The 10,929-nt window shown below is 61.6% G+C and carries 10 protein-coding genes; 1 reads left to right on the top strand and 9 read right to left on the bottom strand.

The genetic code is table 11. The features are described from left to right. Nucleotides 1-20 precede the first annotated feature (20 nt). Both AC1DLB_RS11240 and AC1DLB_RS11235 read right to left on the bottom strand, forming a co-directional pair. Nucleotides 21-1,379: an MFS transporter gene (locus tag AC1DLB_RS11240; protein ID WP_477785010.1), complete on the bottom strand. Its 1,359-nt coding sequence runs from the start codon at nt 1,377-1,379 to the stop codon at nt 21-23. Between the two features lie 80 nt (nt 1,380-1,459). Further along, a complete protein-coding gene (locus AC1DLB_RS11235; protein ID WP_064618346.1) occupies nt 1,460-3,109 on the bottom strand; it encodes a GMC family oxidoreductase in 1,650 nt (549 codons plus the stop codon). 133 nt (nt 3,110-3,242) lie between these two features. On the opposite strand from AC1DLB_RS11235, the gene AC1DLB_RS11230 reads away from it, so the two are divergent. After that, a complete protein-coding gene (locus tag AC1DLB_RS11230) occupies nt 3,243-4,139 on the top strand; it encodes a LysR family transcriptional regulator (RefSeq protein WP_018929748.1) in 897 nt (298 codons plus the stop codon). Between the two features lie 235 nt (nt 4,140-4,374). On the opposite strand, the gene AC1DLB_RS11225 is transcribed toward AC1DLB_RS11230, so the two are convergent. Genes AC1DLB_RS11225 through AC1DLB_RS11195 form a run of 7 tightly spaced genes read right to left on the bottom strand, consistent with a single transcriptional unit; the run spans nt 4,375 to nt 10,679 of the window. Then, the gene (locus tag AC1DLB_RS11225; protein WP_477742941.1) at nt 4,375-5,751 is read right to left on the bottom strand and encodes a sensor histidine kinase; all 1,377 of its coding nucleotides are present in this window, start codon (nt 5,749-5,751) and stop codon (nt 4,375-4,377) included. Beyond that, nucleotides 5,748-6,410 (bottom strand): response regulator, encoded by a 663-nt coding sequence (locus tag AC1DLB_RS11220; RefSeq protein ID WP_477785009.1) that lies wholly within the window; start codon nt 6,408-6,410, stop codon nt 5,748-5,750. Before AC1DLB_RS11220 ends, AC1DLB_RS11225 begins: the two co-directional genes overlap by 4 nt. Nucleotides 6,411-6,422: 12 nt before the next feature. Next, nucleotides 6,423-7,067, bottom strand: a complete 645-nt coding sequence (locus AC1DLB_RS11215) for a tetratricopeptide repeat protein (RefSeq protein WP_204123811.1) — start codon at nt 7,065-7,067, stop codon at nt 6,423-6,425. Further along, nucleotides 7,064-7,873 (bottom strand): SDR family oxidoreductase, encoded by an 810-nt coding sequence (locus tag AC1DLB_RS11210; protein ID WP_477742942.1) that lies wholly within the window; start codon nt 7,871-7,873, stop codon nt 7,064-7,066. Before AC1DLB_RS11210 ends, AC1DLB_RS11215 begins: the two co-directional genes overlap by 4 nt. Continuing rightward, nucleotides 7,860-8,534, bottom strand: a complete 675-nt coding sequence (locus AC1DLB_RS11205; protein ID WP_018929743.1) for an iron-containing redox enzyme family protein — start codon at nt 8,532-8,534, stop codon at nt 7,860-7,862. Before AC1DLB_RS11205 ends, AC1DLB_RS11210 begins: the two co-directional genes overlap by 14 nt. Next, nucleotides 8,531-10,012: an AMP-binding protein gene (locus AC1DLB_RS11200; RefSeq protein WP_477785008.1), complete on the bottom strand. Its 1,482-nt coding sequence runs from the start codon at nt 10,010-10,012 to the stop codon at nt 8,531-8,533. Before AC1DLB_RS11200 ends, AC1DLB_RS11205 begins: the two co-directional genes overlap by 4 nt. Next, nucleotides 10,002-10,679 (bottom strand): thermostable hemolysin, encoded by a 678-nt coding sequence (locus AC1DLB_RS11195; protein ID WP_436275452.1) that lies wholly within the window; start codon nt 10,677-10,679, stop codon nt 10,002-10,004. The genes AC1DLB_RS11200 and AC1DLB_RS11195 overlap by 11 nt, the downstream gene beginning before the upstream one ends. Between the last annotated feature and the right edge of the window lie 250 nt (nt 10,680-10,929).

Here is a 10,929-nt window from a genome sequence, read left to right as displayed (position 1 = left end):
AACTAACCTCCCGTTAGCGCTCAGTTTTTATCGAGGTCCACGTTTTTCGTCTCGCGCAAACACATCATCCCCACCACCAGGCTCACCCCGGTAATCACCACCGGGTACCACAACCCGTAAAAGATGTCCCCGGTGTACACCACCAGGGCAAACGACACCGTCGGCAGGAAACCACCAAACCAGCCGTTGCCGATGTGATAGGGCAGGGACATCGAGGTGTAGCGAATGCGGGTCGGGAACAGTTCGACCATCAGCGCCGCCAGCGGGCCGTAGCACATGGCGGAGATGATGATCAGCGCGACGATCAACACCACGATCATCGGTTTATTGATCAGCTGGATGTCGGCTTTTGACGGATACCCGGCCAGGGTCACTGCGCCACGCAGGGCCGCTTCGTCAAAGCCGTCGAGCTTCACGTCACCGACGCTCACCTGCACGCCGCTGCCGGTCGGGGCCGCTTCGCTGTTGTAGGGCAGGCCTTGTTTGACCAGGAAGGTTTTGACCTTGTCGCACGGGCTATCAAATTTCGCCTTGCCCACCGGGTCGAACTGGAAGGTGCAGGTGGCCGGGTCGGCCAGCACGGTGATAGGTGCCTGACGGCTGGCCTGGTCGATGGCCGGGTTGGCGTAGTGGGCGATGGACTTGAAGATCGGAAAGTACAGTGCAGTCGCCAGCAGCAGGCCGATCATCAGCACCGGTTTGCGCCCGACTTTATCCGACAGCCAGCCGAAGAAAATGAAGAACGGTGCGCCAATGATCACGCTGACAATCAGGAGGCTGTTGGCCAGGGCCGGGTCCATTTTCAGGAACTGCGTGAGGAAGAACAGCACGTAGAACTGCGCGGCATAGAAGGTCACCGCTTGCCCGGCGTTGATGCTGAACAGGGCGATCAGCACCACTTTAAGGTTTTCCCATTTGCCGAAGGAGTCGCGCAGCGGCGACTTGCAGAGTTTGCCTTCCTCTTTCATTTTCACGAACGCAGGCGACTCGTGCAGGCTCAGGCGAATCCAGGTGGAAATGCCCAGCAGCACGATCGAAAACAGAAACGGAATACGAAAGGTTGCCAGGCCCATGAGGACGATGGTCGCGAGGAACGTGTATTTACGCCCRATCATGTCCCCCAACCGTCCGAACACCAACGCACCGAATGGGCGCACGATGAAGCCGGCGGCGAAGGCCATCAGCGCGAAAATGAACGCCGTGGTGTCGTTGACCCCGGCGAAGAACTGTTTGCTGATGACCGCCGCGAGGGCGCCGTAGAGGAAAAAGTCGTACCACTCGAACACCGTCCCCAGGGACGAGGCGAAGATGACTTTCTGGGTTTCCTGACTGGTGCCCGCGCTGCGGACGGCTTCCAGGGGCTGAACATGTTCTGACATATCGGTATCCCTCACAGTGATTGTTTTTGTTGTTCCACTGTCGACGCCAGCCTTGTGGGCGGGTGCCGCTATTCCTTTGCTCAAGAGACTGCGGTCAGTGCTTTTTCGTCAGGGGCAAAACTCCTTGCGGTTGTTTCGAGGATCAGTTGCGCGGCTTTCTCGGCGATCATCAATGTCGGCGAGCAGGTGTTGCCCGAGGTGATGCGCGGCATGATCGAGGCGTCGGCGATGCGCAGGCCGGGGATTCCATGCACGCGCAGCTCAGCGTCGACTACTGCGTCCGCGTCGTTGCCCATCCGGCAGGTGCCCACCGGGTGGAAAATGGTGGTGCCGATGCGGGCGGCGGCTTCGTGCAATTGCTCTTCGCTCTGCAAACTGTCGCCGGGCAGGTATTCCACCGGTTTGAACGCTTGCAGGGCGGGGGCGCGAACGATGCGGCGGGTCAGGCGGATGGCGTCGGCTGCCACGCGCAAGTCTTCGGGATGGCTCAGGTAATTGGGCTGAATCAGCGGCGCTTCTCGCGGGTCGGCGGAACGAATGTCTATGCGCCCACGGCTTTGCGGGCGCAGATCGCAGACCGACGCGGTGAAGGCGGGGAAGGCGTGCAGCGGTTCGCCAAAACGCTCCAGCGACAGGGGTTGCACGTGGTATTCGAGGTTCGCCGAGGTCTGTTCCGGCCCCGAACGGGCGAAGGCGCCGAGTTGGCTTGGGGCCATGGACAATGGGCCGCTGCGGTCATACAGATAACGCAGGCCCATGCCCATCTTGCCCCACAACGTGCCGGCGATCTGGTTCAGGGTGCGGGCGTTTTCCAGTTTGTAGATCAGCCGCAGTTGCAGGTGGTCCTGCAGGTTGCCGCCCACGCCGGGCAGTTCATGGGCAACGCCGATGCCGAGTTGTTGCAACAGCGGGCGAGGGCCGATGCCGGAACGCTGGAGGATGCCCGGTGAACCGACGGAGCCGGCACACAGGATGATTTCCTTGCGCGCCTTGAAGGTTTTCGCCTTATCTTGCCAACGGGCGCTGATCGCCGAGGCACGGCCGTTTTCCAGCAGCACGCGGTCGACTTCAACATCAGTCAGCACCGTGAGGTTGGTGCGGTGACGGACCGGTTTGAGAAACGCCTTGGCCGCGTTCCAGCGCACCCCGGCTTTCTGGTTGACCTGGAAATAGCCGCAGCCTTCGTTGTCGCCCTGGTTGAAGTCATCGATGCTGGCAATGCCGCTTTGTTCGGCAGCAGTGCGGAAGGCATCGAGAATCGGCCACGACAGACGTTGCCGCTCGATCCGCCATTCGCCGGCGGCGCCGTGAAACTCCGAATCGCCGGCAAAATGGTTTTCGCTCTGTTTGAACAGCGGCAGCACGTCTTGCCAGCCCCACCCAGGATTACCCTCGGCCGCCCAGCCATCGTAGTCGCCAGCCTGGCCGCGCATGTAGATCATGCCGTTGATCGAGGAACAGCCGCCGAGTACCTTGCCGCGCGGGTAGCTCAGGGCGCGGCCTTGCAGGCCCGGTTGCGACTCGGTCTTGAAACACCAGTCGGTGCGCGGGTTGCCGATGCAGAACAGGTAACCCACGGGGATGTGAATCCACGGATAGTTGTCGCGGCCGCCGGCTTCGAGCAGCAACACGCGGTGTTGCGGGTTGGCTGACAGTCGATTGGCCAGCAAACACCCGGCCGGCCCGGCGCCGACCACGATGTAATCGTATTCATCAAGGGAAGTCTGCATCCCTGACCTCGTATTGTTGTTCTTGTTGTCAGTCATCCTAGTTGTTAGCTTTCGTTAAAAGAATGTTAGTTTTTGCGCAGCTGCTGTGCGTTTTTAAACAGCGTTGTTAACGGCATAACGTCAAGGATGGTTCATGTTCGACTGGAATGACCTGCGGTTTTTTCTTGAATTGCAGCGCAGCGGCCGCTTGCTGACCGCCGCCCGCCGCTTGAACACCACCCACGCCACCGTGGCCCGGCACATCGAGGCCATCGAAAAAAGCCTCGGCACCGCGCTGTTCGTCCAGCATGCCCAAGGCTACGAATTGACCCCGGCTGGCGAAGCGCTGCTCAAGCACGCCGAGGCCATGGAAAACGTCGCGCTACTGGCCCAGGAAGAAATCACCCAATCCACCGCGCCGCTGGGCAAGATCCGCGTCGGGGTAACGGAGGGGCTGGGCATCATGTTCCTCGCCAGCCGCATGAACGGCTTGTTCGAACGCTATCCGGGGCTGGAAGTGGAACTGGTGGCGGTGCCGCGCTTCGTCAGCATCCTCAACCGTGAAGCGGAGATCAGCATTCACCTGGAACGCCCGGCCGCCGACATGCTGGTCACCCGCAAACTCACCGACTATCGACTGGCGCTCTACGCCAGCCAAGCCTATCTGGACCGCTCGCCACCACTGCGCAGCCGCGAAGACCTCGGCCGCCATGCGTGGATCGGCTACGTCGACGACTTGTTATTCAGCCAGGAACTGATGTTCCTCAACAGCTTCTGCCGCAACCCCCAGGTGGTGTTTCACAGCACCAGCGTCATCGCCCAACAACAGGCCGCACGCTCGGGTCTGGGGATCGCCGTGCTGCCGTGCTACATGGCCAGCGCTGATCCTGAACTGGTGCCGTTGCTGCCGGACGAAAGCATCCAGCGCAGTTATTGGATCAGTACGCGGCGCGAGCTGCACAAGTCGGTGCGGCTGCGGGTGTTGTGGGATTACGTGGTGGAGTTGTGTGAGCGTGAGCAGGCTCTGCTGCGAGGCTCCATTCCTTTGTAGGAGCGAGCGGTGCTGCGATCCGACTTGCCTGCGAAGGCGTCAGGTCTGGCACACCGCGTTATCGTTCTTCGCGGGCTAGCCTCGCTCGGGTAATGGAATCTTGAGTCAGTGAGAAACCTGTGGCGAGGGAGCTTGCTCCCGCTTGAGTGCGTAGCACTCATAAAAATCGGCGATTGTTCAGATTTTGGGGCCGCTACGTAGCCCAGCGGGAGCAAGCTCCCTCGCCACAGAGTGTTCAATGGTGCTGGTCAACAGGAATGGACAGCGTCGCCCGCAACCCACCTTCTGGCGGATTGACCAGGGTAATCCGCCCACCCAGCCGTGTCGCGATGGTGTTGACGATGGCCAGGCCCAAGCCTGCGCCGCCGGTGTTTCCACGGCTGTAAAAGCGTTCGAACAATCGTGCGCGATCCGCTTCGTCGATGCCCGGTCCCTGGTCCTGGACGCTCAAATTGTAGAACCCGTCGTCCTGGCTCAATTGCACGGTGATGACGCCATGCTCCGGCGAAAAATTCGCCGCGTTGGTGACCAGGTTGTTCAGGGCGATGTCGATGGTGCCGGCGTCGGCGAGGACTTTGAAAGGCCGATCCTCGGCGTCGAAAGCCAGTTCCAGGTTCCTGCTCAGTAACCAGGGTGTGAGCTGGGCCAGGCTGGCGCGCACGATTTCACTCAGGTCGATGCTGTGCAGCACCGGCGTCACAGCCTTGGGTTCGAGACGGGCCATGGTCAGCAATTGATTGACCAGACGGCTGGCGCGGTCGACCCCGGCAATCAGAAACGCCAGGGACTCACGACGCTCCTGTTCCGTGCCGGCTTCCAGCAGGTTTTGCGCATGCACCCGCAACACGGCCAGTGGCGTACGTAATTCGTGGGCGGCGTCGGCGATGAAGCGCCGCTCACGGCCAAGCACCTCTTGAATTTGCGCGAGCATCCGATTGAGCGCCGCTTGCATCGGTTCCAGTTCGCTGGGCAACGGGGTCAGTTGCAACGGCTCCAGAGAACCGCTGTGCCGTGCCCGCAACGTTGCCGCCATATCGGCCAGGGGTTTGAGCCCCCAGCCAATGGCCAGCCAGACCATGGCCGCCAGCATCAGGCTGCCCAGCACATTGGGCCACAGGGTGTGACGCACGATCCGGTCGACCAGGTCTGCACGCACGTCGTCCCGTTCACCGACCCAGATGCGCAGGTCATTCTCTTTGTCTTCGAGCACGAACACCCGCCAATGACGGCTGCTCAAATCCACCACATCGCTGAAACCATGTGTCGTCGGCGGCACGGTGAAGGAGGGGGCGCTGGCGGTGTGCACCAGCACTTCGCCTTTGCTATTCCACACCTGAAAGGCAATTTTGCCTTCATAGGGGTGACCATCGACGCCCGGCACCGCTTCACTCAAGGCCTTGTTGAACGCTTGATACAGTTCGGCGTGTTCATGGCTGGCCAGCGGCATGCGCATCACACCCTGCAGCAGCCGGGCATTCTGCGCCAGTTGGGCGTCGTAGACTTCGGCGATTTCGTGATTGCTGTCGTGCAGGTTGAACACGCTGAGGATTGCCAACCCCGTCAGCATCAGGCCGATGATCAGCGTCAGGGTGCGACGCCGGATCGAAGTCATCGACGCTCCTCCACCAGATAACCCACCCCACGAATGGTGCGGATCAGGTCGGTGGAGAACTTCTTGCGCAAGTGATGGATGTGCACTTCCAGGGTGTTGCTTTCGGCTTCTTCGTTCCAGCCGTAAAGCAGTTGCATCAGGTGATCGCGGGTCATGACCCGGCCCGGAGGCGAGAGCAATTCATGGAGCAGTTGATATTCCTTGGGCGTCAGCGCCACCGGTTCGCCCTGATAGCTGACTTGCTGGGTGCCGGGGTTCAGGCAGATGCCAGCGTGTTCGATCAGCACTTGCGCGCGACCGGCACTGCGGCGCAACAAAGCTCGCAGGCGAGCCTTGAGTTCGGCCAGATCGAAGGGTTTAACCAGGTAATCGTCGGCGCCGGCATCCAGCCCGGCGATGCGGTCTTCAGTGGCATCCCGAGAGGTGAGGATCAGCACCGGCAGGTTCGAACCGCTGTCACGCAAGCGGCGTAGCACTTCSARACCGTCCATGCGCGGCAGGCCGAGGTCGAGCACGGCCACATCGAAGGTTTCGCTGAGCAGTGAATGCAAGGCGTTGCTGCCGTCCTGCAGCCAGTCGACGGTGTAACCCTCACGGCCCAGGGCCTGATGAATGCCCTCGCCAAGGGCTACGTCATCCTCGATCAGTAATAAGCGCACACGGGACTCCTGTCAGTCGAGTTTCTTGTTCACGTCACCCAGTAATGCTTCGATCTCTTTGCGACGCCCGGCGTCGGCGCTTTCCCGGCCAGGACGGGGCGCGGCGTGCAGGGCTTTTTGCAGGGCATCCCGAGCTTCACCATAGCGCTTTTGACGGTAAAGGTGATCACCCCAGAAGTACAGGCTGTCGATGCCGGTCGGGTTCAGGTCCAAGGCCTGCTTCAACAGTTTTTCGGCCTTGTCGGCGTCGCCGAAACCGATAGGCCAGCCGGGCACCCGATCATACAGCGCCGCGAGGCTGGTGTAGGCCGAGCCTTGYAGGGCCTTGGGATCGATGGCCAGGGCTTTTTCCAGATCGACTTTGGCGGCCTTGGCCTTGCTCAGGGCACCGAGGCCTCCCTGGGCGCCGGCCCAACTGCTGGTGACGATGCCGGACCAGATCCACGCTTCGGCCAGGGACTGGCGTTCCCGGGTGAACGCCGAGGCCTGGGCTGCGAGTTTTTCGAAGGCGGCGCTGCGCTGTTCGGCAGGCAATTCGTACTGGATGTGCGCCCAGCTTTGTTGAATGGCATTGAGGCGCTGCTGATCGGCGGCTTCCAGCGCCCAGACGCTTTGGCTCAGCACGGCGAGCAACAAGCAAGTGAGAATTTTCTTCATGGTTTGAGGCTCTCCTTATCGGGCTTCTGACTCAGGCGACGGATCAGCGGCAATTGCTTGCGCAAGCCACGGTCCACCAGATGCGGCAACAGACTGTTCAGGCGCACGAAAAAGCGTTCCGGCCAGCCCAGGTACAAGTCGCGACGGTCACCGGCAATGGCGTGGATGACCGCCGAGGCAACGGTTTGCGGGTCGTCGACATTGGCTTTGAGCGCATCGTTCAGCGCTTGGGCCGCCGCACTGTTCATGCTGGTGCGGGTCGCTCGGGGGGCGACGTAGAGCACGTTGATCCGGGTATCGGCCAGTTCCCGGCGCAGGGCTTCGGAGAAACCGCGCAGGGCAAACTTGGTGGCGCAATAGCTGGCGTAACCGGGGTAGCCGATGGAGCCGTAGGTCGAACCGACGTTCACCACCATGGCACTCTCGGCCTGCTTGAGCAGCGGCAGCAATAACTTGGTCAGGCTGATCGGCGCGCCGACGTTCACCGCGAGCATGGCGTTGATCTCGCTGTCATCGAGTTGTTCGAGCATGGCGAAGTGATTGACGCCCGCGGCATTGATCAGCAGGTTGATGCCGCCGATGGCCTCGGCCGCCGCCAGCACTTTGCGCCGGTCGTCGGGCAGGGTCAGGTCCGCCCCGACCCAGCGCAACTGCTCCGGGTAGCGCTCGAGCAAGGGCTCCAGCGACTCTCGATGCCGGGCCACGGCCAATACGTGTGCACCACTGGCACACAGGGTGCCGGCGATGGCCAGGCCGATGCCGCCACTGGCGCCGGTCAATACCACGCGAGCCTCAGACGGGCGCATGCAGATTCTCCCCATCGCGCGGCAGGCCACGGAACATGTCGGTGTAGAGCGTGTACACGACCTTTGAGGCATGAATCACCGCAGCCTGGTCGGCCGGGTCTTCGAGCAGGTTCATCAAGCGGCGGTAGGTCTGCATGTGTTCGATATCCAGTGAGCCGTGGGAGCTCAGGTAGCTGAAGGCGGTCTCCGGCAGCGCCAGGCGTTCGCGGATGCTGCCGGCCGCGTGGGTGGCCAGGGCGATGCTGGTGCCTTCCAGCACGTTGACCATGCCGAACAGGCCCACCGGGTTGTCCCGGGCAATCAGGTCGTAAAGAAAGCTGACCATCAACTCGATCGGCAGCGATGGACGACCATCACGCACGGCGTCTTTGTCGCCGCCACAGGCTGCGATGTCGTCGAGCACCCACTGTTCGTGGCCGTATTCGTCCTCGATGTACTCGCACACCGCTTTGCGCAGCCATTCCAGACGCTGCGGCAGACGTGCGCCGCACGCCATCATCAACGGCACGGTATGGCGCACATGGTAGTAGGCCTGGGTGAGGAAGGCGCGGTAGCTGTCCAGGCTCACGTTGCCCTCAAGGGCATCGCGGATGATCGGCAGATTGAACAGCTCGTGGCGTTCTTGATAGGTGGCTTCTTGCAGCGTGTCGAAAAAACTCATGGTGCAGATACCTCGGGGAAAACGGATTCAGTGAGCAGCGCCCGGTAACGTTCGACAATGGCATCGCGGCGCGGTCGGCCATTGGCGGTCAGCAAGCCGTTGGCGGGGGTGAACGGTTGATCGAGACGGGTCCAGTGATGAACCTGAGCGTAATCGGGCAAGGCCTCATTGGCCTGGGCCACGGCGGTGGCCAGTTCTTCATCGGTGCAGTCCGGCCGATGGGGCCAGAGCAGGGCGTGGTTGCTCGGCATCGCTTCGCCGTAGACGAACGCCTGGGCGATGTGGCGACGCTGGGTGAGTTCGGCCTCGACCCATTCCGGGTTGACGTTGCGGCCGAAACTGGTGATGAACTGATGCTTCTTGCGCCCGTTGAGGTAGAGAAAACCTTCCGGGTCGAACTCGCCGAGATCGCCGGTCGGCCACCATTCATCGTGGTAGGGCGCTTGCCCCAGATAGCCGAGCAGGGTCGAGCCCTTGACCAGCACTTCGCCGTCGTCGGCCAGGCGAATTTCGACATGGGGCAGGGGCCGGCCGACGCTGCCGGGGCRGTGTGCTCCGGGGCGATTGAGGCACACCACCGACGCACATTCTGACAATCCGTAACCTTCATACACTGGCATGCCGATGCGTTGGGCACGATGCAGCAGTTCTTCGGAAACCCGCGCACCGCCCACGGCGGCAAAACGCAACGATTGGGGGTTGAACGCTTTTTGCTCGGCGGCGCTGACCAGCATCAGCAGCAACTGTGGCACCAGGATCAAGCTCTCGGGCGCGCGGGAGGCCAGACACCCCAACAAGCGCGGCACATCGACACCGCTGGCCCCCTGAATGCCCAGGGTTTTCTGGCTCGGCACGCTCAGGGTCGCGCCGGCATACAGCGCGGCATAACAACCGAGGTTTTCCAGCAGGATCGCCAGGGGCAGCAGTGCCAAGTGATGTCGCGGATGGGTGGGCTTGCTCGCCTGATCCAGTTCACGGGCCACTCGCAAAAGGCTTTCGGCGCTCAGGCATACACCTTTGGGTGTGCCGGTGGTGCCGGAAGTGAAGGTGAGTTTGGCGGTGCCTTCGGGGATGAGGTTCGGGCCGCTGAAGGAACGACGCCAGAATTCGCCTGTGTGTTCGTAGCCGGCCCCTTGCAGTTCGGCGCCCAGTTCCGGCTCGGCAATCACCCGTTCGGCCTGGCTCTGTTGCAGGCAATGAATGCGTTGTGCCGGGCTGAAGAAGGGCGGCAACGTCAGGCAGGTCAGGCCTTCGAACAGGATGGCCAGGTCCCAGAGCATCGCCTCGGTACCGTTGTCCAGGGCCAGCGCGACCACTTTGACGTGCTCATCACGAAGACGCTGTTGGCGATCCGTGACCTCGGCGTACAGCGTGGCGTAGTCGAGTTTCAACTGATCGCCCCACAGGGCGACGGCGTTGCCTTTGTGTTCGGCGTGATGGCGCAGGGTTTGTTTGAAACGCTCCATTTCAGGCGACATGGCTGGACTCCTCAAGGGAGGTTGGCAGCCCCAGGCGATTGAACAGGCCGATGTTGCGCAAATGAATGAAGCCGGCGCGGATGTTGCCGACATGCACCCATGGCTGGCTCTCGTAATAACTGCCCCAGTGGTGACGGTCGTCGCCCAACCGCTCGGGATCGGCGGCGCAGAGCGTCACCGGCTTCAAACCCAGGCGATGAAAACTGTTTACCAGCCCGATGTTGCCGGTGAACGCCACCCATTCCAGCCCGCCCATGGCCAACAGATAGGTGATGGCGACGATGCTCAGCCGCGCGCTACCGGTATCGCTGGCTGCGAGGTTACCGACCTCGACAATCCCGGCCCGGTCCACCGGTTGGCCGGCAGCGGCGCTGATCAGCGGATCGATCGCCTCGTCCAGGTAACGCTCCAGAAACAAGGGTTCGGCACTGGCCAGTCGTAGGCCGGCCACCGCACACAGCGTGTCGGACTCATCGCTCAGGCCGAACAGTTGTGGCATGAAATGGCGGATATCGGCGCCATGGGCCTTGCGAAAACGCTGCTGGATAAAAGCTTCGAAGACGGGTCGCTGGGTATCGTCCGGCAAGGCCCTGGCCAGACTCATCTGCGAGGTTTCGGCTTGACCGAAGTGCAGGGGCAGAGGAATGTTCCAGTCAAAATCGTGCATGGGTAAGAACGCCTCCCCGAGTCAGTTTGGGGGGAGTATCAAAGGCGATTCTTAACGAAGTCTGAAGGTTATCTTCAGATTGTCTTAAGACTGGACAGGCAGGGTGGCGCCGGTCGGTTCGACGAAACCGGATCCAGGCTGCACGAAATGAGTCGGCAGCCGCCACCGATCTTCAAGAGGCTCTGTATGACCCGAGATTCAGCAGTACACCGGTATGGAAAACTCTCGATCACCTTGCACTGGCTGATGT

The sequence above is a fragment of the Pseudomonas sp. 05N434 genome, from assembly GCF_056396965.1.
This window is presented reverse-complemented; position numbering and strand designations above follow the sequence as displayed.

Excerpts from the sequence above, each read along its gene's own strand:
- AC1DLB_RS11235 (WP_064618346.1), bottom strand. The coding sequence starts at position 3,109 with ATGCAGACTTCCCTTGATGAATACGATTACATCGTGGTCGGCGCCGGG.
- AC1DLB_RS11230 (WP_018929748.1), top strand. The coding sequence starts at position 3,243 with ATGTTCGACTGGAATGACCTGCGGTTTTTTCTTGAATTGCAGCGCAGC.
- AC1DLB_RS11225 (WP_477742941.1), bottom strand. The coding sequence starts at position 5,751 with ATGACTTCGATCCGGCGTCGCACCCTGACGCTGATCATCGGCCTGATG.
- AC1DLB_RS11210 (WP_477742942.1), bottom strand. The coding sequence starts at position 7,873 with ATGCGCCCGTCTGAGGCTCGCGTGGTATTGACCGGCGCCAGTGGCGGC.
- AC1DLB_RS11205 (WP_018929743.1), bottom strand. The coding sequence starts at position 8,534 with ATGAGTTTTTTCGACACGCTGCAAGAAGCCACCTATCAAGAACGCCAC.
- AC1DLB_RS11195 (WP_436275452.1), bottom strand. The coding sequence starts at position 10,679 with ATGCACGATTTTGACTGGAACATTCCTCTGCCCCTGCACTTCGGTCAA.